21 protein-coding genes and 1 pseudogene are annotated in these 23,719 nt (G+C 59.9%); 8 read left to right on the top strand and 14 right to left on the bottom strand.

All coding sequences use genetic code 11. From position 1 onward, the window contains the following. Positions 1–72: 72 nt before the first annotated feature. Positions 73–675, bottom strand: a complete 603-nt coding sequence (locus NY023_RS07570; protein WP_013971500.1) for a glutathione S-transferase family protein — start codon at positions 673–675, stop codon at positions 73–75. Positions 676–821: 146 nt separating this feature from the next. Here NY023_RS07570 and NY023_RS07565 point away from each other — a divergent pair, with 146 nt between their 5' ends. Beyond that, the gene (locus NY023_RS07565; protein ID WP_044046915.1) at positions 822–2,012 is read left to right on the top strand and encodes a benzoate/H(+) symporter BenE family transporter; all 1,191 of its coding nucleotides are present in this window, start codon (positions 822–824) and stop codon (positions 2,010–2,012) included. 143 nt (positions 2,013–2,155) lie between these two features. Here NY023_RS07565 and NY023_RS27690 read toward each other — a convergent pair whose 3' ends face one another. From NY023_RS27690 to NY023_RS07555, 3 genes and pseudogenes are all read right to left on the bottom strand, one after another. Continuing rightward, complete coding sequence (locus NY023_RS27690; RefSeq protein ID WP_410479880.1) at positions 2,156–2,860, bottom strand: methyl-accepting chemotaxis protein; 705 nt, start codon at positions 2,858–2,860, stop codon at positions 2,156–2,158. 204 nt (positions 2,861–3,064) lie between these two features. After that, positions 3,065–3,544: pseudogene (locus NY023_RS27685) on the bottom strand (methyl-accepting chemotaxis protein); the annotation flags it as partial. Positions 3,545–4,375: 831 nt separating this feature from the next. Continuing rightward, positions 4,376–5,137 (bottom strand): SDR family oxidoreductase, encoded by a 762-nt coding sequence (locus NY023_RS07555; protein ID WP_013971497.1) that lies wholly within the window; start codon positions 5,135–5,137, stop codon positions 4,376–4,378. A gap of 177 nt (positions 5,138–5,314) precedes the next feature. Here NY023_RS07555 and NY023_RS07550 point away from each other — a divergent pair, with 177 nt between their 5' ends. Further along, entirely contained in the window at positions 5,315–6,316 is a 1,002-nt protein-coding gene (locus NY023_RS07550) for an NADP-dependent oxidoreductase (RefSeq protein ID WP_013971496.1), read from the top strand. A 102-nt stretch (positions 6,317–6,418) separates the two neighbouring features. On the opposite strand, the gene pyrF is transcribed toward NY023_RS07550, so the two are convergent. Next, positions 6,419–7,120, bottom strand: a complete 702-nt coding sequence (gene pyrF, locus NY023_RS07545; protein ID WP_012271070.1) for an orotidine-5'-phosphate decarboxylase — start codon at positions 7,118–7,120, stop codon at positions 6,419–6,421. A 183-nt stretch (positions 7,121–7,303) separates the two neighbouring features. Between pyrF and NY023_RS07540 the strand changes: the two genes are divergently transcribed. Beyond that, positions 7,304–7,471, top strand: a complete 168-nt coding sequence (locus NY023_RS07540) for a DUF2897 family protein (protein WP_003252762.1) — start codon at positions 7,304–7,306, stop codon at positions 7,469–7,471. Between the two features lie 596 nt (positions 7,472–8,067). Here NY023_RS07540 and NY023_RS07535 read toward each other — a convergent pair. Further along, positions 8,068–8,223 carry a hypothetical protein gene (locus NY023_RS07535; RefSeq protein WP_193384128.1) on the bottom strand — a complete coding sequence of 52 codons (156 nt, stop codon included), beginning with the start codon at positions 8,221–8,223 and terminating at the stop codon, positions 8,068–8,070. Between the two features lie 157 nt (positions 8,224–8,380). Beyond that, positions 8,381–8,716 carry a ComEA family DNA-binding protein gene (locus tag NY023_RS07530; protein WP_044046913.1) on the bottom strand — a complete coding sequence of 112 codons (336 nt, stop codon included), beginning with the start codon at positions 8,714–8,716 and terminating at the stop codon, positions 8,381–8,383. A gap of 429 nt (positions 8,717–9,145) precedes the next feature. Here NY023_RS07530 and wecB point away from each other — a divergent pair, with 429 nt between their 5' ends. From wecB to NY023_RS07510, 4 genes are all read left to right on the top strand, one after another. Then, positions 9,146–10,276 carry a non-hydrolyzing UDP-N-acetylglucosamine 2-epimerase gene (gene wecB, locus NY023_RS07525; RefSeq protein WP_044047224.1) on the top strand — a complete coding sequence of 377 codons (1,131 nt, stop codon included), beginning with the start codon at positions 9,146–9,148 and terminating at the stop codon, positions 10,274–10,276. A 256-nt stretch (positions 10,277–10,532) separates the two neighbouring features. After that, positions 10,533–10,745, top strand: coding sequence for a hypothetical protein (locus NY023_RS07520; protein WP_049798436.1), 213 nt, complete (start codon positions 10,533–10,535; stop codon positions 10,743–10,745). Positions 10,746–11,731: 986 nt separating this feature from the next. Then, positions 11,732–12,571 carry a lipopolysaccharide kinase InaA family protein gene (locus NY023_RS07515; protein WP_013971493.1) on the top strand — a complete coding sequence of 280 codons (840 nt, stop codon included), beginning with the start codon at positions 11,732–11,734 and terminating at the stop codon, positions 12,569–12,571. Positions 12,572–12,795: 224 nt separating this feature from the next. Then, on the top strand, positions 12,796–13,686 hold the full coding sequence (locus NY023_RS07510; RefSeq protein WP_044046912.1) for a glycosyltransferase family 2 protein: 891 nt from the start codon (positions 12,796–12,798) through the stop codon (positions 13,684–13,686). Here the strand turns inward: NY023_RS07510 and NY023_RS07505 are convergent. The 3 genes from NY023_RS07505 to pgi all read right to left on the bottom strand — a co-directional run bounded on the left by NY023_RS07505 (position 13,683) and on the right by pgi (position 17,421). Continuing rightward, complete coding sequence (locus NY023_RS07505; protein ID WP_013971491.1) at positions 13,683–14,879, bottom strand: O-antigen ligase family protein; 1,197 nt, start codon at positions 14,877–14,879, stop codon at positions 13,683–13,685. The genes NY023_RS07510 and NY023_RS07505 overlap by 4 nt on opposite strands. A 384-nt stretch (positions 14,880–15,263) precedes the next feature. Further along, positions 15,264–15,545: a hypothetical protein gene (locus NY023_RS07500; RefSeq protein ID WP_080563752.1), complete on the bottom strand. Its 282-nt coding sequence runs from the start codon at positions 15,543–15,545 to the stop codon at positions 15,264–15,266. A gap of 211 nt (positions 15,546–15,756) precedes the next feature. Continuing rightward, entirely contained in the window at positions 15,757–17,421 is a 1,665-nt protein-coding gene (pgi, locus tag NY023_RS07495; RefSeq protein WP_196184006.1) for a glucose-6-phosphate isomerase, read from the bottom strand. Between the two features lie 274 nt (positions 17,422–17,695). On the opposite strand from pgi, the gene kdsA reads away from it, so the two are divergent. Next, positions 17,696–18,538: a 3-deoxy-8-phosphooctulonate synthase gene (gene kdsA, locus NY023_RS07490; RefSeq protein ID WP_013971489.1), complete on the top strand. Its 843-nt coding sequence runs from the start codon at positions 17,696–17,698 to the stop codon at positions 18,536–18,538. Between the two features lie 72 nt (positions 18,539–18,610). On the opposite strand, the gene NY023_RS07485 is transcribed toward kdsA, so the two are convergent. From NY023_RS07485 to NY023_RS07470, 4 genes are all read right to left on the bottom strand, one after another. Continuing rightward, positions 18,611–19,558, bottom strand: a complete 948-nt coding sequence (locus NY023_RS07485; RefSeq protein WP_044046911.1) for an SIS domain-containing protein — start codon at positions 19,556–19,558, stop codon at positions 18,611–18,613. A gap of 51 nt (positions 19,559–19,609) precedes the next feature. Beyond that, complete coding sequence (locus NY023_RS07480; RefSeq protein ID WP_044046910.1) at positions 19,610–21,619, bottom strand: polysaccharide biosynthesis protein; 2,010 nt, start codon at positions 21,617–21,619, stop codon at positions 19,610–19,612. Between the two features lie 99 nt (positions 21,620–21,718). After that, positions 21,719–22,723 carry an MraY family glycosyltransferase gene (locus NY023_RS07475; protein WP_044046909.1) on the bottom strand — a complete coding sequence of 335 codons (1,005 nt, stop codon included), beginning with the start codon at positions 22,721–22,723 and terminating at the stop codon, positions 21,719–21,721. Further along, entirely contained in the window at positions 22,720–23,691 is a 972-nt protein-coding gene (locus NY023_RS07470; RefSeq protein WP_013971485.1) for a UDP-glucose 4-epimerase family protein, read from the bottom strand. Before NY023_RS07470 ends, NY023_RS07475 begins: the two co-directional genes overlap by 4 nt. Between the last annotated feature and the right edge of the window lie 28 nt (positions 23,692–23,719).

The raw sequence follows: 23,719 nt of genomic DNA, 5'->3' as shown, positions 1-23,719 counted from the left end.
CGCTACCCTCAGGCCCTGTGATTTCCCTGTGGGAGCGGGTTTACCCGCGAAGAGGCCGGCACAGGCTATAAACTAGCCCACCATCGGCACATGCCGCGGGTGGCTGCTGACCCGCTCCAGCCAGGCCCTCACTGCCGGGTAGTCGGCCAGGTCGAACCCACCCTGCTGCGCCACATGGGTGTAGGCATACAACGCCACATCGGCAATCGAATACTGTTCGCCGACCAGGTACGGCGTCATCTGCAACTGCCGCTCCATCACCTTCAGTGCCTTGTAACCCCCCTTGTGCAGCTTGCGGTATTCCTCCACTCGCTCGTCCGGCAACCCCAGGTAGAACTGGATGAAACGCGCCACGGCAATGTAGGGCTCATGACTGTACTGCTCGAAGAACTGCCACTGCAGCACCTGGGTGCGCAGGCGTGGCTCGGTGGGCAGGAACTCGCTGCCGTCGGCCAGGTAGTTGAGAATGGCATTGGACTCCCACAGGTAGCTGCCGTCTTCCAGCTCCAGCACCGGTACCTTGCCGTTGGGGTTCATCGCCAGGAACTCGGGCGTTTCGGTCTCGCCCTTCAGGATGTCCACCGGGTGCCATTCATATGGCCGGCCCAGCAGGCTCAACATCAGCTTGACCTTGTAACAGTTGCCCGACTGGTAGTCGCCGTAGACCTTGTACATCGCCCCCTCCACTCCCAAGCAGTTCTGCATTTGCACCCAATAGTTGGCGACTGTACGGCTAAAAGCAATGGTCGCTGTATGGCAAGGATCAACCTTGCTCGCTGTAGTCTGAAAAAACTGCTTACACCTTTACAAGGATTTTGTTCATGACCGATGCCACTTCCATACGCCTGCGGCCCCTGGCAGACAGCTCCCCGTCGGCGGTGGTCGCCGGCTTCATCGCCATGCTCACCGGCTATACCAGCTCGCTGGTGCTGATGTTCCAGGCCGGCCAGGCAGCCGGGCTGACCACCGCGCAGATTTCCTCATGGATCTGGGCGTTGTCGATCGGCATGGCGGTGTGCAGCATCGGCCTGTCGCTGCGTTACCGCACACCGATCACCGTGGCCTGGTCCACCCCCGGCGCCGCCTTGCTGATCACCAGCCTGGGCGGGGTCAGCTATGGCGAAGCGATCGGCGCCTACATCACCTGTGCCGTGCTGGTGCTGATCTGTGGCCTGACCGGCAGTTTCGAGCGCCTGGTCAAGCGCATCCCGGCCTCGCTGGCCTCGGCGCTGCTGGCGGGTATCCTGTTCAAGATCGGCAGCGAAATCTTCGTTGCCGCCCAGCATCGCACCCTGCTGGTACTGGGCATGTTCTTCAGCTACCTGCTGGTCAAACGCCTGTCGCCGCGTTACTGCGTGCTGGCCGCGCTATTGGTGGGTACGGCGCTGTCCGGCGCCCTGGGCCTGCTGGACTTCAGCGGCTTCCGGCTGGAAGTGGCCACGCCAGTGTGGACCACGCCAAGCTTCTCGCTGGCGGCGACCATCAGCATTGGCATTCCGCTGTTTGTGGTGGCGATGACCTCGCAGAACATGCCGGGTGTGGCCGTGCTGCGCGCCGACGGCTACCAGGTGCCGGCCTCGCCACTGATCTCGGCCACCGGTTTTGCCTCGCTGCTGCTGGCGCCGTTTGGTTCGCATGGGGTCAACCTGGCGGCGATCAGCGCGGCGATCTGCACCGGGCCGCATGCCCATGAAGACCCGGCCAAGCGTTATACCGCGGCTGTGTGGTGCGGGATTTTCTATGGCATTGCCGGGGTGTTCGGCGCGACCTTGGCGGCGCTGTTTGCGGCGCTGCCAAAAGAGCTGGTGCTGTCGATTGCGGCGCTGGCGCTGTTCGGCTCGATCATGAACGGGCTGACCGTGGCCATGAGCGAAGCGCGTGAGCGCGAGGCTGCGGTGATCACCTTCATGGTGACCGCTTCGGGGCTGACCTTGTTCTCGATTGGTTCGGCGTTCTGGGGGATTGTGGCGGGGGTACTGGCCCTGATGATTCTCAACCCGCGCAGAGCCTGAGTTTTTTATAGCCTGAACGGGCCTCTTCGCGGGTAAACCCGCTCCTACTGAGATCACACAACATTCAGCCCTGCGGTATTCCTTGTAGGAGCGGGTTTACCCGCGAAGAGGCCCGTTCAGGCCACACAAAGCCCAGGCCCAGATCACAACCTGAAATGCCCCACCATCCCCTTCAGGTCGGAACCCAACTGCGCCAGCTCGATACTCGACCGGGCATTGTCCTGCATCGCCAACGCCGCCTGATCGGCACTACCACGGATCTGCGTGACGCTGCGGCTGATCTCTTCTGCCACCGAACTCTGCTGCTCGGCCGCCGCGGCAATCTGCTGGTTCATCTGCTGGATCAATGAAACCGCCGCCGCAATGCTGCCCAGCGCGCTTTCGGTCTGCAGCGCATCAGCCACCGCCAAACGCACCAGCTCGGTACTGCCGCGAATCTGCGCCACCGACTGCTGGGCATTGCCCCGCAGGCTGGCGACCAAGGTCTCGATCTGTTCGGTAGACTGCCGGGTACGCCGCGCCAGCGCACGCACCTCGTCAGCGACCACGGCAAAGCCACGCCCCTGCTCACCCGCGCGAGCGGCTTCGATAGCAGCATTCAGCGCCAACAGGTTGGTCTGCTCAGCCACGCTCTTGATCACTTCCAGCACGTCGCCAATGGTGTGGATCTCGGCACTGAGGCTGTCGATACCGGCGCTGGCCGTCTCCGCCGCCGACGCCAGTTGCTCGATGCGCTGCATGCTCTGGCGCACCACCTGCTGCCCGGAATCAACCTTCTCATCCGCAGCCTGGGCCGCCTGCGCCGCCTCCTCGGCATTACGCGCCACATCGTGCACGGTGGCGGTCATCTGCTGCATGGCGGTGGCCACCTGCTCGGTCTCTTCCTTCTGGCTGCCCACCTCGCGGTTGGTCTGCTCGGTCACCGCCGACAGCGCCTGCGCATTGCCGGCCAGTTGCTCGATGCCCTGCTGCAAACCGCTGACAATGCCCGACAGGCCCGCCGCCATCTGCTGCATGGCCTGCATCAACTGCCCTACTTCGTCCCGGCGCGGTGCCTGGGCGTCGAAGCTCAGCTCGCCGGCAGCGATACGTTGGGCGCGGGCAATCACATGCTTGAGCGGCCCGACCACGGCGCGGGTGATCAGCCAGGCGGCCAGCACACCTACCAGCAGCGCCAATGCGGTAGCCAGGCCGATGGCTACGGCATTGCGTTGCAATTCGCCCTGCAGGGCCTGCTCCTGCCCCAGGTAAGCCTGGTCGACCCGACTGGTGACTTGCTCGGCACTGGCCTGCAACTGCGCCTTCAAGCCCTGCTCGCGGGCTAGCTGGTCCGTGTATTCGTTGAGCTTTTCCGAGAAGCTGCCAATGTGCCCCGCCACTTCGCCCAACACACTCTGGTAGCCAGCATCGCTGACAGCGCCCTGCAACTGGCTGACAAGGCTGGCGGCTTCGACGGTCTGGGCAATGCGCTCCTGGCTGACGCCCTCTTCGCCCTTGCGGCTTTTTTCCAGGCGTACCCGCGCTTCGTCCATGGCCTGCAGCATCAGCCGCGACACCTGCGCCACCTGCGTGGCCTGCTCGAGGAACGCGCCGCCCTGCTGGCCCTGGGACTGCTTGAGGGTATACACGCCGTCGTCAGCCAGGCCGGCCTGCAGTACGTCGAGGTTGTTGGCCACGCTGGAAACCGACCAACTGGCCATGTCCAGCGCCAGCTCCTTGGCCTGCACCGCCTCGACAAAGGCCTCGAACGCCTGGCCATAGGCTGCCAGGTCGGTTTCCGCCGCCGCCAGCGCCGGCAGGCCACGGGCGCGTTCGACCAGGCCCTGCAAGCCGCTGCGCAAGGCCTCGGCCTGTTGCAGGTCGGAGCGCAGGGCAAAGGCCTGCTCGTGCTGGCGCAAGCGCAGCAGGTCAGTATTGAACTGGGCCAGCTGGCGCAAGCTGTCGAAGCGCTGGCTAACGCTGTGCAGCGCGGCAATGCCAATGCCGGCCACCGCCAGGGTCAGCACCAGCACCAGGGCAAAGCCCAGGCCGAGTTTGCGGGCCATGCCCAGGTTGGCCAGCATACCGTGCTTGCTCGCGCCCATGCCGATTCCCCTTCTGCGTGCGAGGTTATCCCGAAAGCCAAGGGTGGCAACGTTGCCAGCCGATGAACAAGAGGCTGGCGTCAGAATAGTGTCAAATAGCTATGAGCGTGTCGGTATCAGCTTGGTGGGGGTCGCATGGCGTATGGAAGGATGGTTTGGGCGGGGGAATCCTGCCCGAGGGCGACATTGATGCGCAGCCGGACTGCTAATCCGCCCCCACAGGCTGAGGAGGCCCCGTGGGAGCGGGCAAGCCCGCGAAGAAGGCGACGCGGTGCCTGCTCAGATCGCCGTAGCCCCACCATCCACCGTCAGGCAATGCCCGGTGGTGAACGCCGCGCCGTCACTGCACAGGTACAGCACCGCGCTGGCAATTTCCTCGACCTTGCCGATGCGCCCCACCGGGTGCATGGCGGCGGCGAATTCGGCCTTGCGCGGGTCTGCCTCATAGGCGCGGCGGAACATATCGGTGTCGATCACCGCCGGGCATACGGCATTCACGCGGATACCCTTCTTGGCGTACTCGATGGCCGCCGACTTGGTCAGGCCGATCACCGCGTGCTTGCTCGCGCTGTAGATGCTCATCTTCGGCGCCGCCCCCAATCCCGCCACCGAAGCGGTATTGACGATCACCCCGCCGCCCTGGGCCTGCAGCAACGGCAACTGGTACTTCATGCACAACCACACGCCCTTCACGTTCACGCCCATGATGGCATCGAACTCGGCCTCGCTGCCTTCGGCCAAGCGGTGCTGTTCTATTTCGATACCGGCATTGTTGAAGGCGTAATCCAGCCGGCCATACGCAGCAATCAGGCGCTCGTGCAGCTGGTGCACCTCGGCGTCGCGGGTAACGTCACAGGCCATGAACAGCGCTTCGCCGCCCGCCGCCTGGATGTGCGCCACGGTGGCCTCGCCGCCGACCGGGTCCAGGTCGGCCACCACCACTTTCAGGCCCTGCCGGGCGAAGGCCAGGGCGGTTGCCCGGCCAATGCCGGCCGCAGCGCCGGTAACCAGAGCTACCTGGCCAGAAAAGGTCATGCTCATCGCGTGCTCCTGTGACGCTATGGTGGGGTTCAGAGCATAGTCAGCCACCGCCCGGCCGGGCAGCATCATCACCCCACCGGTTGGGCTACCATGCCTGTCAGTGATGTTAAGGACCTGCCTTAATCAACAAGGTAGATTGAACGCCTGATTCCCTCCACTGCCCACAAGGACCCCGCCATGACCCAGACCAACCGCCGCTTCCTGCTTGCCAAACGCCCGGTCGGCGCCGTGCGCCGTGACGACTTCAATTTCGAGACCGTGCCTGCCGAACAACCCGGCGCAGGCCAGGTGCTGGTGCGCAACCTGTACCTGTCGCTGGACCCGGCCATGCGTGGCTGGATGAACGAAGGCAAGTCCTACATCCCGCCTGTGGCCCTGTGCCAGGTGATGCGCGCGTTGGGCGTGGGTGAAGTGGTGGCCTCCAACCACCCGAATTTCAAACCGGGGGACCACGTGAGCGGTGCGCTGGGCGTGCAGGATTACTTCACCGGCGAGCCCCAGGGTTTGCACAAGATCGACCCCAACCTGGCGCCCCTGCCGCGCTACCTGTCGGCGCTGGGCATGACCGGCATGACCGCCTACTTTGCCCTGCTGGACGTCGGCCAGCCCAAGGCGGGCGACACCGTGGTGATTTCCGGCGCGGCCGGCGCGGTGGGCAGCATTGTCGGGCAGATTGCCAAGGTCAAAGGTTGCCGCGTGGTGGGCATTGCCGGCGGTGCCGAAAAGTGCCAGTACCTGCTGGATGAGCTGGGCTTTGACGGGGTGATCGACTACAAGGCCGAAGACGTGCTGGCCGGGCTGAAGCGTGAATGCCCGAAAGGCGTAGACGTGTACTTTGACAACGTGGGTGGCGACATCCTTGATGCGGTGCTGACGCGCATCAACTATAAGGCGCGCATCGTGATTTGCGGCGCGATCAGCCAGTACAACAACAAGGAAGCGGTGAAAGGCCCGGCCAATTACCTGTCGCTGCTGGTGAACCGTGCGCGCATGGAAGGCTTTGTGGTGATGGATTACAGCAAGGACTACGGCAAAGCCGCACTGGAGATTGCCGGCTGGCTGGCCAGTGGGCAGGTGAAGAGCAAGGAAGATGTCGTGGAGGGGCTGGAGACCTTCCCTGAGACCTTGTTGAAACTGTTCAGCGGTGAGAATTTTGGCAAGTTGGTGTTGAAGGTTTAAGCGCATGTCATGCCATTTGCAGCGGCTGTGAGATTGAGCGCCGCTTTATCCACAAAAAAAGGCCAGCGCTCGCGTGCTGGCCTTTCTCCATCGCCGGGCTAGTTACCCCCGAATCTCCGCCACCACCGCCGCCAACGCCTGCGCCGGGTCGGCAGCCTGGCTGATCGGGCGGCCGATCACCAGGTAATCGGAACCGGCATCCAATGCCTGGCGCGGGGTGAGGATACGGCGCTGGTCATCCTGCGCGCTGCCCGCCGGGCGAATGCCCGGGGTTACCAACTGCAGCGACGGGTGCGCCGCCTTCAATGCCGGGGCCTCCAGCGCCGAGCACACCAGGCCGTCCATGCCGGCCTTTTGCGCCAATGCCGCCAGGCGCAGCACCTGCTCTTGCGGGTCGACATCCAGGCCGATACCGGCCAGGTCTTCACGCTCCATACTGGTCAGCACGGTAACGCCAATCAGCAACGGCTGCGGGCCGCTGCGCTTGGCCAGCTCTTCACGGCAGGCCGCCATCATGCGCAGGCCACCGGAGCAATGCACGTTGACCATCCACACACCCATCTCGGCCGCCGCTTTTACCGCCATGGCCGTGGTGTTGGGGATATCGTGGAACTTGAGGTCCAGGAACACTTCGAAGCCCTTGTCACACAGGGTTTCGACAATGCCCGAAGCGCTGCTGGTGAACAGCTCTTTGCCCACCTTTACCCGGCACAGCGCAGGGTCAAGCTGGTCAGCCAGCTTCAGGGCGGCCTCACGGGTAGGGAAATCCAGGGCGACGATCAGGGGCGTCTGGCAGGCGGACATGGGCAGGGTCTCTTGGCAAGTCGAAAACGGCGCGCATTGTAAACGAAGTGGCGCAGGCTTTGGGGCCCGCGGGTCACGGAATTGGCCCGGCACGGGCTGACACCTATAATTGAACCAACGGAACGGGTAATCGCTCAAATTTCATACAAGCGTTGCCCACGGCCCGATCAAAGGAGAACGACAATGCCCTGGTATGCCTGGCTGATACTCATCATAGCCCTCGGCTCCATCGTCGGCGGGTTGATGATGCTGCGCGATACGGCAAAAAAACTGCCGCTGACCGAAGAGCAACTGCGCAAGGTACATGAGCGCAACGCCGAGGCGGACGCCAAGGACGCGCAAGACCGCTAGAAGGCCCAGCGCTGCTCATTGTGTTTGCGCAGGAAACAGCGACCACAATGTGGGAGCGGGCTTGCCCCGCGAACACCGGCTTAGCCGGTGCCACATACTTATTTGACAACATTCGCGGGAGATGCCCGCGTAGGGCTTTACGCGGCTGGGGCTTCTTCTGTAAGTTTCATTCGCCCTCATCTGGATCGGTGTAAGAAACCTGCCCCTTGATCCATGGGTCCACAATAATTGCATGGATATTGCGCAGATACGCCCCCCCATTGCTCTCTGCTATGTGCATCCGGGCCCATGATTGTCAGCAACAGATACTCATCCCGGAGCAGGTCATAGGCATAAACCACCCAAAAATCCTCTTCCGGTTGACCCGGATCTGTCGTCCGCCTGAATTGCATCTTGGCAGCGCGCTACTTCGCCTGTACTGCATCAGTGGCAGCGAGATGAATGTGGAACATATCCGCGAGGTCAAGCTCCTCGTCCCGTCCAAAAATGTCAGGAAGGTCACCGCAGAGCTTGTAATCATGAAAATCAATGAAAAAGTCGTACCACCCCGTCGACTCTTTGAAGAGGTCAGAAACCTTTACTGCAGACAAATAAGCTCACTTAGTGACTGGTAGCGTTCCGTTCTCGACATAGTAGCGGAAGGCAGATTCACCACCACGCGCAGCGGTACGCACGTCTTCATGCGTAAGTTGCTTGTCGGTCTTCTTGCGCTTGGCAACCACCTTCTTAGGGGCTGCGGCTTTTACCGTCATATCCGCCTCCTGTCGCGGGTTTCCTCTTGCACATGATAGGTGCTGCTTTTTTTTTTGATCAACTTGATGCTAGCCAGGCGTATCTCGCTGATCAAAGCCTTAACATCTCCGGCCCCTGAAAAGGCCGGGCCAGGGCATCACCCCGGCCCCTCCCCGCTTACTCCACCATCACCTTATCCCGATTACGCTCCAGCAGCGCATTCCCGATGCCCTTGATCTCCAGCAGTTCATCCACCGAAGCAAACGGCCCATTGGCCTCGCGGTAGGCCACGATCGCCTCGGCCTTGGCCTTGCCGATGCCGTTAAGCTCCTTCTGCAGGGTCAGTGCATCCGCCGTGTTCAGGTCCAGCCGCGGCGCCTGCTGGGCCTGCACCTGGGCCACCACTGGCACCGGCTCGGCCACTGTTGTGGTACTGGCCGGGGCGGCGCTTAGGGAGAAGGACAAACTGGCGAACAGCGGCAGCAGCAGGTACGACAGAACGTTATTTCGCATGGTCAACACTCCTTGGGTTGGTCATTTTCCAGCAGCCGTTTTCCTTCGGCTGCGCAAACAACCCTAGCGATTAACCCGCCCGCAAAACACCCACCAGCCCTGGCGAATGGTTACCGAATCGGTCAGCAAAACGACCTGCTTCGCCCACTCACAACCAGCGCCCTTTTCACCGCCGCCGGCCCAAGCCCCGGCAGCTCAAGCCCTTGGCCCTGTACGCGTAGGCAAATCCCCGTTTATCCGATAACCCCTACCTACCCATGTATTGCCAATTTCCCACAGCGCCCGCCGAACAAGGCCCGCCACGCAAACCACCCCACCCGCCGGCCGGCAAACACCCCCCAGCAAACTGGCACCCCACTGCCCGCCTGCTAGATTTCTTGAGCAATGGAAACCGCCGTGCTCAAGGACCCGAGCAAGAGGATCACCGCCGTGCCCCTCAAGACCCTGACTGTTTTCGGTACCCGCCCGGAAGCCATCAAGATGGCCCCGCTAGCCCTGCAACTGGCCCAGGACAACCGCTTCGATGCCCGTGTATGCGTCACCGGCCAACACCGGCAAATGCTCGACCAGGTGCTGGAGCTGTTCGGCATCCGCCCCGACTACGACCTGAACATCATGAAAGCCGGCCAGGACCTGACCAGCGTTACCACAACCATCCTGCAAGGCATCCAGCCCGTGCTGGCCGAATTCAAGCCCGACGTGGTGCTGGTGCACGGCGACACCGCCACCACTTTTGCCACCAGCCTGGCGGCTTACTACCAGCAAATCCCCATTGCCCACGTAGAAGCCGGCCTGCGCACCAACAACCTTTATTCACCCTGGCCCGAAGAAGGCAACCGGCGCCTCACCGGCGCCCTGGCCGCGCTGCACTTTGCCCCCACCAGCACCTCACGCGACAACCTGCTGCGCGAAGGCACCGACCCCGCGCGCATCTTTACCACCGGCAACACCGTGATCGACGCCCTGCTGCAGGTAGAGCAAAAGCTGCAAAGCCCGGCGCTGAACGCCCGTTTCGCCAGCCACTTCAGCTACCTGGCCGCTAACCGTCGGCTGTTGCTGGTCACCGGCCACCGACGCGAGAACTTTGGTGGCGGCTTTGAACGCATCTGCCAGGCCCTGGTGCAGATTGCGCGGCAATTCCCCGAAGTGGACGTGGTGTACCCGGTACACCTCAACCCCAACGTGCGTGAGCCGGTCAACCGGCTGCTGGGGGATGTGCGCAACATCCACCTGATCGAGCCACTGGATTACCTGCCGTTCGTGTACCTGATGACCCGCGCGTACGTGATCCTGACCGACTCGGGGGGCATTCAGGAAGAAGCGCCCGCGCTGGGCAAACCGGTGCTGGTGATGCGCGACACCACCGAACGGCCCGAAGCTGTGGCGGCGGGTACGGTCAAGTTGGTGGGGACAGAAGTGGCATCAATTGTGGGGGCGCTGAGTACCCTGCTGACCGACGAGGCGGTGTACCGCGAGATGAGTGTTGCGCATAACCCGTATGGTGATGGCAAGGCGTGCGCGCGCATTCGCGAAGCGCTGGCGGCGTTTGCAGGTGCGTGATGCAGCGCCTGTGAGACCGTGGCTCATCATCGACAGAACCTCCTGTAACCTTATTTTTTGAATGAACTCAAGGAGCAGGTTACACGGCTAGCGTCAGAGGATTAGAGCTGTTTGCGAGGCATTTCGCCGAATACAAAGACCGCTACGTCTTGATCGGGGGGGTGGCATCCGCGCTCACCAGGGATGAAGCCGCGACTTCAGAGCTACCAAGGATCTCGATATTGTTCTGATATTCGAGGCCCTGGATGCTCAGTTTGTGCCGCAATTCTGGGATTTTCTGTCAGGCCTGCTGACAGGAGAGCATATAGAGTTGAGCGAAAGTATTTTGGCTGATTTGCAGGTGTTCTTGACACTATTGGCAAAGGAAGAGGTGAACTTGAAAGACCTCGGCCTGCGAGGAAGCCTTGATGATCTCGTCACACGACTTGAGCAGAGCTTCGGGCTGGAGCATGAAAGAAGAGATGCTTGATGCGATACGCAGTGTTGGCCAGAGGCAGGAAGGCAACCCTCACCTGAACATTTCACCCCAACGATCCTGTGAGGCGCTAAACACCTGCCGCCACACATTAAGTATCAAGGCCTGTTCGTGACAGGCCGCTTTAGACCCCAAGGGCACTCTGGCACAAATCACAGATGCGCCAACCGTTGTGGGGGCGGGTTCACCCGCGAATGCGTCCGCACCAACACCACCACATGCACGGTAGAAGCTGGCCAGCAGGCGCGGGCCTTTCGCGGCGGTTCGACGCGTCGATAAACCTGCTCCTACAACGGTCGGCGATCGCAGCGAAGACATTTGCCCGGGCGCGCAGGGGCATTCGCCTTCCGCCTCACAGTATGCCCACCCCGTCAGACTTTCCTGAAACCTAGCCCCCCCCTTCAACTCGGATAACCAGGCGAACTATCCTACACACCAGTCAGAAGCAGCTGAATTGTCGGGGAAATGCCCTAAGGATAACGTCACCGGGTCGCCATGTTGGTGACCGGGTGTGAGAACCTGACAAGCACTGCTGCTCGACTGTTCAATGGCAGCCATTCGCGGGCAAGCTTCGGCTTGGCCGGTTTTCAGTGCATCGGTTTCTCACCCCGCGCAATGGCTGCCACCTTTGTCCGTGAGAGAACAAGCGCCACTAAAACGCGCGCCTCCAAGCCAGGCGAGGCCCTACCTCGCCTACCGAGCTTTTTGGTAGGAGCGGGTTCACCAGCGAATACGCCCGCACCGACAACACCACATGCCCGATAGAAACCGGCCAGCAGCCCCACCCTTTCGCGGGTAGACCGCCCCTACACCAGAGTGGCCTGCTATGGAAGTGGCCCTTCTCCCAGGCAGAGATCCCCCACCCCAGTCCGCAAAAAAACGCAAGCCATAAAGCGTTAAGAACTTGTAGGAAAAATGTGAAAGTCCTGTAACATTGGATCCATTGAAAGAGTAGCTTTTTGATATTACAAGGTTGACGCGTGATTGGCGATTCAAAGATCTGGCAAAACGAATTCCCTTTTACATTGCGCCATGGCAGCGGCACCCTGCACCTTCAGGGCCCCGTTGCCCCTTACACTCGGCAAGCCCTAGAACAGCTGATCGCGCAGACACCAACTGCCAAACGGGTGAGCGCCCCGCTCTGCTGCGAGCGTAGCCAGTTGTTCACAAAACGCGAGAAACTCGACTCCCTTAAAAAGAGGCTGCGCGTTCAGCGTGGCAGACCTAAGCGCAATGGCTTGTATGACTGGTCCCTAGAGGAGCTGATCAATACCCATGAAGCCTCTCGTCGTGGTGCGCGGGTGCCAAGGCTGGTCGGCTACGGTTACAGCCGCTCCAAATTCGGTCTGATGCAGGACTTCTTCCTGATAACTGAGTTGCTCGGGGAGCATGAGGACGGGCTGGCCAGAATCCGCAACGCCCCTGAAGCTGTACACGAGGTTATGGCGGCAACCTTCGAGCTGCTGTTCGATCTGCACTGCCTGGGCATCACTCATATGGACCTATGGGCAGCTAACGTGATGATGCCGAAACAAGGTAAAGCGAAGGCAATTGACCTGGAAAACAGCTTCTCAGAGCCAAGCAATTTTTTCAGCGAAACCCTAGGCTTCCAGTTCGGATTTTTCTACTTCCGGGAGATTTACCGATACATCACGGAAGCTGACTTCGATGCAGCGGTCGAATGTGCATTGGCCAAATACTTCCCGGACGTGGAGCGCTCCGCGTTCGACCGCGTGTATGCGCTTGCCAAGCATGAGGATGTCGGGCGCCTGAAGCGCCGTAAAATCTTCACTCATGGGGTACTCAAAAGCTGCTGGTAGGTCATCATGGCCAGCCGTTTGCCTGGGCCGATCTTGCCCTGTGCTGGATGGACTGGCCACCCGCTGGCGCGTGCCAACGTGCTGACCGTATCACAAAGTTGCCCCTTCCTTTAGAATGGCCATAGCCTGAGTAAACCATTCAATTTGCCGTCACTCCCGGCCTGAGCAATCAGGCGGTCTGCATCAAAGCGCCAGAAAAAACGGGTTAAAGCTAAGGATTTGAAATGTGTTCCGAGAATCACGCCGTTAGCGAAACTCCGTTGGTGACAGTGATCATCGCGTCTTATAACCATGCGCGCTATATCGAAGCAAGTATCAACAGTGTCGTCAACCAGACCTACAAGAACATCGAACTCCTGGTAATTGACGACGGCTCCAAGGATGACAGCCCTGCAGTGCTCAAGCGACTTCAGGAAAAGCACCATTTCAACCTTCGTTTTCAGGCAAACCAGGGTTTGGCGCGCACCCTCAACGAAGCGATCGCGCGAGCCAAAGGCGACCTCATCGTGCCTTTTGGCTCCGACGACATCATGCTGCCGCACCGTATCGCCACCCAGGTGGAATACATGAACGGCAAGCCCGTAGTGGGCATTTGCTCAGCCAACATTGAAACCATCGACCAAGACGGCAAGGTGATGGGCGCCCGCGAACAGCGCAACCGCAACCTACCCTTCCGCCGTTTGGACTTCGACGACCTATTTCTGGACCGCAAGCCGGGGCCTATGGCAGCCACCTTGATGCTGCGCCGCGAGGCGCTGAACAAGGTGGGTGGCTTCAATCAGGATATCCGGCTGGAAGACGTCTATATCGAGTTGTCGATCGCACGGGCCGGTTACTTCATCGACGTGCTGGGCGAGGTACTGGCACAGTACCGTGACCACCCGACGAACACCTTCAAGAATGGCCGCTTCATGGTGGATAACGTGCTGCGCACCTTTGCCGTGTTCAGCGACCATCCGCAATATGAGCAGGTGTGCATGAAGTTCCGTAACTCCATGCTGCTGAAGTACGCCAACCGCGACAAGGCACTGAGCCGGGAAATCCTTTCGGAAATCCCTCTCAAATACTGGAACCGGAAGACCCTGCGCGGCATATGGCGATTGATCTGGTCCTAAGCAGCCTGGCGACGCCTCCAGTGGACCAGTGACTGCCCATAGACCAAGGCCAACGGGATCCAGATCAGGAACCAGTGCTCCTTCGGGCGTGACATGAATGCACTCCCTTCAGTCAGGCCCGAGGCAAAACCGAAGATCAGCCAGGTTGCCGCCAAGGTAACGCCCGGATGCTTGCGGTATTTCCAGCAGAAGTGAATGGCCAAGCTGTAAATCGCCATCCATAAAACCAAACCAACCACTCCGCCTGCGTACAGCACACCGAGCTCGATGTTATGAGGGTCGGCAAGTGTTTGCGCAAGCCCCGGAATAATTACAGTCATGGGCGAGTCGTAACCATGACCCAACCAAGGGTGTTCAGCGATCTGGCGCAGGGCCTCCAGCCAAATGGCTGGACGATAAGAAACGCCACGCTGAGTGATGGCTTCCGGGTATGCCAGCACCACACCCAGCAGTGCGATCACCACTGCTGCCAGCGCCAGAAAGCCGCGCTTGCGATCACCCACAATGACCAGCCAACCCAACGCGGCAGTCATGCCCACCAACGGTGTCCTGGAACCTGTGGCAAGGATCGCCAAACCCAACACTCCCAGACAGATTAGCGACATCGGGTCTAGTGTGCGCTTGGCCTGAAACCAGTACACCAGCCAAACGGCGGCGAAGGCACCAAGCACATGAGCGGTTAGTAGCGGATTATACAGCGCCCCATAACCCTCCAGACGACCAGCGCCGGCTGGCAGCTGGTACATCAGGAAGTAGCCCAGGTAAATGGCTGCAGCCAACGCCACCACTGTGGCAGCAAGGCGCACGCTCTGCTGAAGATGGGCCGGCGCCTGCAGACTTATGACACCCGCCGACAGCAGCAGCATCGCAATGTAAAGGGGTCGCTTCAACAAGCTGCCGGTAGCATTCTGCGAGTCGGACCAGGCAATGCTCAGCATCGTATAGGCACAAAACACCAAAAATGCGATGAACAAAGGATTGCACAACAGCTTCTTGAGCATGCCTGGCTGCAGCAGCAATGCCACAAGCGTAGGCGCGGCGAGCAGGATGTAGAACAGTTTGTGGTAAAGGGAGCGCTCCCCCGCCCAAAACATCCCGGTGAGCATCACCAACCAACCCAAAGGTAGAACGTAGCTGTTTATCTTCCTCCCCCAGCGCTGGGCCGGGGATTCGACGAATACATCGCTTGACATCTGACTTTCTCGATAGAAGGGGTGAGGTTCACTGGCTACCTATACGGTGATACCGTAACACAGGGTTGTGAACATCACGTTTTTCGCAAAGCGCCTTTGTTTACTGGCCATTTGGCACTCAGTTACGAAATTTCTACCAGGACCGCACCGCGCGCCCAGGCCAGCTTTGCGATCTGGCTGCCAACCCTGACCCGGCACAGCGCAGGCTCAACTTGCTCAGGCCAGCCCTGCAGGGGCCCCGGACAGGCGCACGGGCACGTGTCTGTTGGCAATTCGAAATGGTCAAGCAGTGTAAACGAAGTGGCGCACGCTTTGGAGCCTAAGGGTCACGAATATGACCGAGCGCTGCGATACCTTCGAGCGCTCAGGGTGATGATGCGCTCATCACTTACAGATAACTATCATGCTTCGGCTAGTGAATCCGGCAGGATTGATACCGAACAGAAAGTCCCCAGCCTCCTCCTCGGTATCACCGGAGCGCGCTACGACGCGGTACCCTCGTGTACTGCAGGCGGTCTCAGCTTTCTGGTAACAGCGGTCCCATGACGAAGATAGGCCTGAACAGTTGATGTGAACACCTGTCTTGCCTCGCACCGTCTTCATTTCCGAGGACGCTGCGCATCCGGTAAGGGCAAATACAGCAAGTAGCAGAAATGCATTGTACATTCAGATCCTCGAGCAACAACTGGGACTGAGGCCCATCCAGGAGCATTGGCACCAGGATGGATGACAAAATCTGCGAACTAACTACCCCTTGACTGTACCACCTCTGTGTCGAGGGGTGAGCCTGCCTTTCACTACCATGATGCGCTAGCGTTCCCGTCGACCACCAGCACCGCTCGCGAGCCCCTTCGTGCCGAACAAGTCCTGATCAGGGTCAGCCCCGGTGTTTCCCTCGGAAGTAATTGATCAGGCCTTGGGTAGAGCCATCTTCAGCGCTGTCTTCCAGGCTGCCGACCAAGCGCTGGTAAACGCCCTTGCCCAGTTCCTTGCCAAGTTCCACGCCCCACTGGTCAAAGGCGTTGATACCCCAGACCACGCTCTGCACGAACACCTTGTGCTCGTACATCGCCACCAACGCGCCCAGACGGCGCGGGCTGATGCGCTCGACCACCAGGGTGTTGCTCGGGCGGTTGCCCGGGATCACCTTGTGCGGGGCCAGCTTTTCGATGTCCGCTTCGTTCAGGCCTTTGCCACGCAGTTCGGCTTCGGCTTCTTCGCGGGTTTTACCCAGCATCAGCGCCTGGCTCTGCGACAGGCAGTTGGCGTACAGCCACTGGTGATGGTCGGCCACCGGGTTGAAGCTTACGACCGGCACGATGAAGTCGGCCGGAATCAGCTGGGTGCCCTGGTGCAGCAACTGGTGGTAGGCGTGCTGGCCGTTACAGCCGACGCCACCCCAGATTACCGGGCCAGTATCGGTTTTAACCGGGGTGCCATCCTGCAGCACGCTCTTGCCGTTGGACTCCATGTCCAGCTGCTGCAGGTGCTTGGTGATGTTACGCAGGTAATGGTCGTAGGGCAGGATCGCGTGGCTGCTGGCGCCCCAGAAATTGCCGTACCACACGCCCAGCAGGGCCAGCAGCACCGGCATGTTCTTGTCGAACGGCGCGGTCTGGAAGTGCTGGTCCATGGTGTAGGCACCGGACAGCAGCTCCTTGAAGTTGGCGGTGCCGATGGCCAGGGCGATTGGCAGGCCGATGGCCGACCAAAGCGAGTAGCGGCCACCCACCCAGTCCCACATCGGGAAGATGTTCTCTTCACGGATGCCGAAGGCCACGGCAGCGTCCTTGTTGCTGGAGACCGCAATGAAGTGGCGGTACAGCTCGGCTTCCGAGCCGCCCTGGGCCAGGTACCAGGTACGCGCGGCCATGGCGTTTTTCAGGGTCTCGAGGGTGTTGAACGACTTCGACGAGACGATGAACAGGGTGGTTTCGGCGCGCAGGTTGGCCGACAGCTCGTGGAACTCGCTGCCGTCGATGTTGGCCAGGTAGTGGCAGCGTACGCCGCGTTGGGCGTAGGGCAGCAGCGCTTCGGAGACCAGCTCGGGGCCGAGGAACGAGCCGCCGATGCCGATGTTGACCACATCGGTGATCGGCTTTTCGTTGTAGCCGCGCCACAGGCCGTCGTGGATGCGACCGACCAGTTCGGTGATCTGGTTGAGTACCTTGTGCACTTCCGGCATGACGTTCACGCCGTTGACGCTGAGTTTGTCACCTACGGGCCGGCGCAAGGCGGTATGCAGTACCGGGCGGCCTTCGGAGGCGTTGATGATTTCGCCGCTGAACATCGACTGGATGGCGTCCTGCAGACTCACTTCATTGGCCAGGTTGACCAGCAGGTCGCGGCTTTGTTCGGTAATCAGGTTTTTCGAATAGTCGAGGAACAGACCGCAAGCGCTAAGGGAGAACTGGTCGAAGCGCTTGGCATCGGCGGCAAAGGCTTCGGACATGCTGAAGCCTTGCATGACTTCGCGGTGTTGCTTAAGCGCCTTCCAGGCTGGCAGAGCAGTGACATCGTGAGGTGTACGGTAGAACGCCATTGCAAAAAGATCCTTGATACGGGTAAAGCCAGAACCTATCAATCGTTGTCAGGTTCCACGTCGGCGACATTATAGGCAATGCCCATGCGCAAGAAAGGGAAAAGCCGCATTCACGCGCGCGAAATACCACTCACAAACGCCTGGCAGCCTCGTCATGCTCAAAAGGCAGCAGAAAAATTGCAGAATCGGCACAACCACGGTTAGCAAGGGCGCGCTGACTATTATCCCTTTGCCATGTCCTGCGGGTTGCCCCTAAGGACCTATCGAGTAAAAAATGATCAAGATCAACTCCACAATCGAATGCTCCAACTCGGCTCCTTTTGTGTTATTCGGCGGCATCAACGTCCTCGAGTCTGAAGACCTGGCCCTGACCGCCTGCGCGGAATACGTGCGCGTCACGCAGAAGCTGGGCATCCCGTACGTGTTCAAAGCCAGCTTTGATAAAGCCAACCGCTCCTCGATCCATTCCTACCGTGGCCCTGGAATGGAAGAAGGGCTGCGGATCTTTGAAAAGGTGAAGGCAGAATTTGGCGTGCCGATCATCACCGACGTTCACGAAATCTACCAAGCCGCCCCGGTGGCGGAAGTCGTCGATGTGCTGCAGCTGCCGGCCTTCCTCGCCCGTCAAACAGACCTGGTTGTTGCATTGGCCAAAACCGGCAAGCCGGTGAACATCAAAAAGCCCCAATTCCTCAGCCCTTTGCAGATGCAGAACATCGTGCACAAGTTCAAGGAAGCGGGTAATGATCAGTTGATCCTGTGCGACAGGGGCACTTGCATGGGCTACGACAACCTGATCGTGGACATGCTTGGCTTCGGCGTCATGAAGCGTACTTGCCAAGATCTGCCGATCATCTTTGACGTCACTCATGCCCTGCAGAATCGCGACCCATCCGGCGCGGCTTCTGGCGGTCGGCGCGAGCAGGTGGTAGAGCTGGCACGTGCCGGCATGGGCGTCGGGTTGGCTGGCCTGTTCCTGGAAGCCCACCCAAACCCTGATCAGGCCAAGTGTGATGGCCCAAGCGCGCTGCCATTGGACAAGCTGGAACCCTTCCTGGCGCAAATCAAAGCGCTGGATGATCTGGTTAAATCATTCCCGCAATTGACGATCGCCTAAACTGTGACGGTGGGCAGGCGCTTCTGGACAAGAAGCGGCTGCCCACTCCGGCAACGATAATTACCGGCTGTTTCACACTACGGGATTGCCGTCAAAAATCTCGACGACGCCAACAATAGCCCCGCAATCGTCGACCACCGCCAACGCACGGATTTTGTTTTCCAGCATGTAAGCTTCCGCGGCCGACACGCGGCAATCCGCTTTAATGGTGTGTGGGTTCAGCGTCATGAACTCAGTGACTGAGGCATGAATAACCTGGTTATCTTTTAACAAGGCACGGCGCAGGTCGCCATCCGTTACAATACCGACAAGTTCATTACCCTCCATCACCATGGCTAAGCCAAGCCGGCTTTGCGTCATCATCAGCAGGCAGTCTTGAAAACTGCTCGCTGGCGAAACAATCGGTGCCGGCGAGTGCATGACGTCAGCTACGCGAGTCAACAATTTTCGACCAAGGCTTCCGCCGGGATGGTAACGGGCAAAGTCCATCGGTTTGAACTGATTCGCGGTTATCAAAGCCACTGCCAGCGCATCCCCCATGGCCATGGTGGCCAATGTGGACGTGGTAGGCGCCAGGTTATTTGGGCAAACTTCGCGATCCACCGAAATATCAAGCCAGATGTCTGCGTGTTTAGCCAGTGTGGAGTTGCCGCTCCCGGTCATCGCAATAAATTTATTGCCAAATGACTTGAGGCTGGGAATCAACTTGATCAGCTCTTCAGTTTCGCCACTGTAACTTATCAAAATCAGCACATCAACGGGCTTGAGCATCCCCAAGTCGCCGTGAAAAGCCTCTGCCGGGTGCAGGAAAAAACTAGGCGTACCGGTGGAGGCAAAAGTAGCGACCATTTTTTTTCCAATAAGGCCGGATTTACCCATACCACAAACTACGGTCCGCCCTTCACAGGATAGAATCAAATCGACGGCGCTTTGGAATTGACCATCAAGACGATCCGCTAGTTTGGCGACCGCCTGGGCCTGGGCAACGAGGGCTTCTTTGGCGATATCAAGATGGTTCATCTTCACTCTTCAACTCAAAATAAAAAAATTATGTTTCAACCGGGCTCGGCATCAACGGTCCTGCCGCTGCTGTAGGTAGATCCAGTCGACAATTTCCCCTTCTGGTGCATACCCGTTCACTAATTCACGCAACAGTTGACGGATACGGCCAAAGTCATCCACTGCCACTGCATTCAGTAACACGGTAATACGCTCACGCAAGACGTCCCAGCTTACATAGTCTTCATTCGCTACCATGATCATCGGGTGAACGGTCGGGGAAACATCATCGCCAATCAACAATTCTTCAAAAAGCTTTTCACCTGGGCGTAGCCCCGTGAATTCAATAGCGATATCACCGCTGGGGTTGCCTGAGCTACGGACGCTGAGGCCCGAAAGATGAATCATTTTTTCGGCCAGCTCTACAATTTTTACCGGCTCCCCCATATCCAGAACAAATACATCACCGCCCTGCCCCATCGCCCCTGCCTGAACCACCAGCTGAGCGGCTTCGGGGATAGTCATGAAATAGCGGGTAATCTTTGGGTGGGTAACCGTAATCGGGCCACCAGCCTTGATCTGCTTGTGGAACAACGGGATCACTGAGCCAGAGGAGCCCAGCACATTGCCAAAGCGCACCATGGTGAAGCGGGTATTGTTCACCCGGGCGATCTTGCTGCTGTCACCGTACATGACGGGTGCCGCCTCGCGGCTTAGTGCTTGCAGAATCAACTCGGAAAGACGTTTGGTACCACCCATGACGTTGGTTGGGCGCACCGCTTTGTCCGTGGAGATAAGCACGAAGTTGGCGACCCCTGATTGCAGGGCAGCCTGTGCGGTGCACAACGTGCCGAACACATTATTCAGAATGCCTTCGGCCATGTTGTGCTCAACCATGGGCACATGTTTGTAGGCTGCCGCGTGATACACAGTGGCTACCCGCCAAGTGGACATCACGTCGGCCAGGTGCTGCTGATTGCGTACCGACCCCAGTATCGGCAGCAGGCGCACCGACAGCGACTCGCGCGCAACGCGCTGCTCCAGCTCGCTGAGGATGGCGTAAAGGTTGTACTCGCTGTGGTCGAACAGCAGCAATGTCGTTGGCCCAAGCCCGATGATCTGACGGCAAAGTTCGGAACCTATGGAGCCACCGGCCCCGGTGACCAACACCGTCTGCTTGTGGATGCAGCGCTCGAGCAACCCTTCCTTGGCGGGTACCGGGTCACGCCCAAGCAAATCGGCAATATCCACATCTTGAATGTCGTCCACCTTGACCCGGCCACTTGCCAGGTCGGCAAAGGCCGGCACGCTGCGCACGTGCAACGGGTACGGTTCGAGCAAGGCAAGAATCTCCTTGCGTCGGGCGCGCGATACCGAAGGTAGGGCGAGGAGGATTTCCTGTGCGCCGGTTTCCTTGATCATCTGCGGCAGATGCTTGGGCTTGTACACCTGCAAACCGGAAATGACCCGGTTGGCAAGGTCACTGTCGTCATCGATAAACGCCACCGGGCGCATCGCCCGCCCCATGCGCAACGCTGCCAGCAGCTGGTTGCCGGCGGTGCCTGCACCATAGATGGCTACCTTGACCAGGCCATCATCGCGGTTGGCAAAGGGTATCTGATGGGCACCAGTAAACCAGTCGCCCAGGAAGTACTGGCGCATGATCAGGCGTAAACCACCAATGATGACCATGCTCAACCACCAATAGTTGAAGATGATCGAGCGCGGCACGATTACCTGATGGTTGCTGTACCAGTACACAACCACAGCCAGAATAAGCGATGAAAGGGTAACGGCCTTGATGATGGTCACCAAGGCGTCATTGCCGAAGTAGCGCATCACCGCCCGGTACATGCCAAAGCGAATGAACAGCGGAATGGCTACCACGGGTGCAACCACGAACAACCAGGCGTGCTTGATGACCGGGTTGTACATTTCATCGATGCCCAGGCGCACGATAAAGGACAACCATAACGCCAACCAGATCAGCACCACGTCGGCGCACACTTGCACAAGACGCTTTTTCCGCCTGGACAGGTTAACCAGGTACTCACGCACCCTGCTGTTTTTTGTGTCGCTCATTCGGCTCTCCTCAGCGCAAAAGGACCTCGATTGAACAACCGGAGCATGGCGCCCCACTGCGGGCCAAGCCCTGTACGATGCCTTGCGTGCTTGGCCATCCTATTCTGGTTTCCCTGCCTGATAGGTGATGGCCAGCCATATCAGAGGCACATAAGCGATCAGGGTTCCCAGCGCGCCATCGAGGTTCAACAACACTACCGCCAGGGCCACCGGTAATAGCCAGACCAGGTTGATAGCCGCCACGGCCAGGCTCACCGGGCGATGGTGACCATGCCGGCGAGCCGCATACTGATAAGCATGGCTGCGATGCGCCTGGTAAACCTTTTCACCACGCAGCAGTCGCCGCCCCAGGGTGAACGTGGCATCCACTACAAATACACCCGAAAGTATTAACCACCCCCAGAATAGTAGCGGGTTTACCCACCCTGCCACTAATGCCAGCAGCCCTAGCACGATACCCAGAAAGCCACTGCCGGCGTCGCCCATGAAAATACGCGCGGGAGGGAAATTCCAGCACAGGAAGCCCGCCACAGTGGCCGCCAGTAACATCGGCAGCCAGGCTGCCTCGGCATGACCCGTGAGCCAGTAGAGCAGGCTCCCGCCCATGCACACGCAGATGGCCTCGATACTGGCGATGCCATCGATGCCATCCATGAAGTTGTACAAGTTGAGCAGCCATACCAAATACAGCAAGCCGATGGCGATACCCAACCAGAACGGCGCCAGCGACAGACCGAAAACGCTGAGCGGCGGCATCCCCCCAAGCCAGGCGAGCCCCCAGGCGGCCGCCGCAAAATGCCCGAGCAGCCGCCAACGTGCGGCGATGTGCCCGTGGTCGTCCATGAAGCCTATCAGCGCAACCAGCCCCCCTGCTCCCAACACACTGGCCAGCACTGCCGGAGCAACGTACCCGCCCCACCCCAGGCCCAGCAGCGCAGCCAGGAAGGCGACCACAAAAGCCAGGCCGCCGCCTCGCGGGGTTGGCAGGGTATGCGAGCTACGCGCATTAGGGATGTCCAACAGGCTACGGGACAGCGCATAGCGGCGCAGCACGGCGGTCATCAAGCACGAGGCAACAGCTGCCAGCACAATCAGCCATATCATGGGCGGCGCGCATCCAGAAAAGATCGAGCGGTCATGTTCAGTCCTTGTTCCAATGTGCAAGGGGGGCACCAGCCGAGCAATTGCCGGTTTTTTGTAATGTCTACCTGCAGCGAGCCAAACAGCCGCTGGGCAAGGTCTCGCCGGCCAACCAGCAGCGCCGCGCCGCGCAACAGGCCTGCGGGGACAGGCAGCAGCCGGGCGGGCCGCCCGAGCGCAAGGCCCAGTGCACGTAGCAGCTGGGTCAGCGAGACATCGTCGCCGTCGCTGGCCAGGAAGGTTTGGTTGGCAGCGCGAGGATGATCAATGCAGGTAATGATCAGGTCGACCAGGTTAGCCAGCGAGACCAAGCTGCGACGGTTGCAAACTGCACCGAACGGCAAGGGCACGCCACGCTGCAGCCAGCGCATCATACTGTGGAAATTGGCCTTGACGCCTGGCCCGTAGACCAGCACCGGGCGAATCACCACAACTTCCATGCCCGTAGCGGCCGCCAGCTGGCGCAGCCCCTGCTCCGCCTCGTGCTTGGACACCCCGTAGGCGTCCTGAGGTGCGGGGCTATCATCGGCACGCAGCGGCTGCCCTGGCTGGCTGAATTCGCCATTGACCTTGATCGAACTGATGAAAACAAAGCGCCGCACGCCTGCCGCCGCAGCCTGGCGGGCAAGGTTGAGGCTGCCGTCGACATTCACCCGGCGGAACTCGGCCAAGCTATCGCTGGCGGTTTCCTTCATTACATGTACACGGGCTGCGGCATGCACCACCACGTCGACCCCTGCCAATGCCCGCGCCCAGTCGGTGGTGGCGCTCAGGTCTGCCACGGCCACCGCCTGAACACCGGCCACGGTGGCCGCGTCAGGGTGGCGCAATGCAGCCCGGACAGCGAAACTGCCCGAGGTGGCCAGCTGGCGACACAGCGCGCCACCGACAAAGCCGCTAGCGCCTGTAACAAGTATTGTGCGTGTGTCCATGGGCTCGATCTCAATTCACACAGGCCGC

The sequence above is a fragment of the Pseudomonas sp. NBB genome (assembly GCF_032701105.1).
GTDB lineage: Bacteria > Pseudomonadota > Gammaproteobacteria > Pseudomonadales > Pseudomonadaceae > Aquipseudomonas > Aquipseudomonas asiatica.
Note: the sequence above shows the minus strand (reverse complement) of the source record. Positions and strands in the feature narration are given on the sequence as shown.

Bases quoted from the DNA above. Each gene is read 5' to 3' on its own strand.
- NY023_RS07540 (WP_003252762.1), top strand. From the start codon at position 7,304: ATGCCCTGGTATGCCTGGCTGATACTCATCATAGCCCTCGGCTCCATC.
- NY023_RS07555 (WP_013971497.1), bottom strand. From the start codon at position 5,137: ATGAGCATGACCTTTTCTGGCCAGGTAGCTCTGGTTACCGGCGCTGCG.
- NY023_RS07510 (WP_044046912.1), top strand. From the start codon at position 12,796: ATGTGTTCCGAGAATCACGCCGTTAGCGAAACTCCGTTGGTGACAGTG.
- NY023_RS07470 (WP_013971485.1), bottom strand. From the start codon at position 23,691: ATGGACACACGCACAATACTTGTTACAGGCGCTAGCGGCTTTGTCGGT.
- NY023_RS27690 (WP_410479880.1), bottom strand. From the start codon at position 2,860: ATGACCGCCACCGTGCACGATGTGGCGCGTAATGCCGAGGAGGCGGCG.
- NY023_RS07570 (WP_013971500.1), bottom strand. From the start codon at position 675: ATGTACAAGGTCTACGGCGACTACCAGTCGGGCAACTGTTACAAGGTC.
- NY023_RS07550 (WP_013971496.1), top strand. From the start codon at position 5,315: ATGACCCAGACCAACCGCCGCTTCCTGCTTGCCAAACGCCCGGTCGGC.
- NY023_RS07475 (WP_044046909.1), bottom strand. From the start codon at position 22,723: ATGATATGGCTGATTGTGCTGGCAGCTGTTGCCTCGTGCTTGATGACC.
- kdsA (WP_013971489.1), top strand. From the start codon at position 17,696: ATGATCAAGATCAACTCCACAATCGAATGCTCCAACTCGGCTCCTTTT.
- NY023_RS07535 (WP_193384128.1), bottom strand. From the start codon at position 8,223: ATGACGGTAAAAGCCGCAGCCCCTAAGAAGGTGGTTGCCAAGCGCAAG.
- NY023_RS07565 (WP_044046915.1), top strand. From the start codon at position 822: ATGACCGATGCCACTTCCATACGCCTGCGGCCCCTGGCAGACAGCTCC.
- NY023_RS07505 (WP_013971491.1), bottom strand. From the start codon at position 14,879: ATGTCAAGCGATGTATTCGTCGAATCCCCGGCCCAGCGCTGGGGGAGG.
- NY023_RS07480 (WP_044046910.1), bottom strand. From the start codon at position 21,619: ATGAGCGACACAAAAAACAGCAGGGTGCGTGAGTACCTGGTTAACCTG.
- NY023_RS07485 (WP_044046911.1), bottom strand. From the start codon at position 19,558: ATGAACCATCTTGATATCGCCAAAGAAGCCCTCGTTGCCCAGGCCCAG.
- NY023_RS07500 (WP_080563752.1), bottom strand. From the start codon at position 15,545: ATGTACAATGCATTTCTGCTACTTGCTGTATTTGCCCTTACCGGATGC.
- pyrF (WP_012271070.1), bottom strand. From the start codon at position 7,120: ATGTCCGCCTGCCAGACGCCCCTGATCGTCGCCCTGGATTTCCCTACC.
- pgi (WP_196184006.1), bottom strand. From the start codon at position 17,421: ATGGCGTTCTACCGTACACCTCACGATGTCACTGCTCTGCCAGCCTGG.
- NY023_RS07530 (WP_044046913.1), bottom strand. From the start codon at position 8,716: ATGCGAAATAACGTTCTGTCGTACCTGCTGCTGCCGCTGTTCGCCAGT.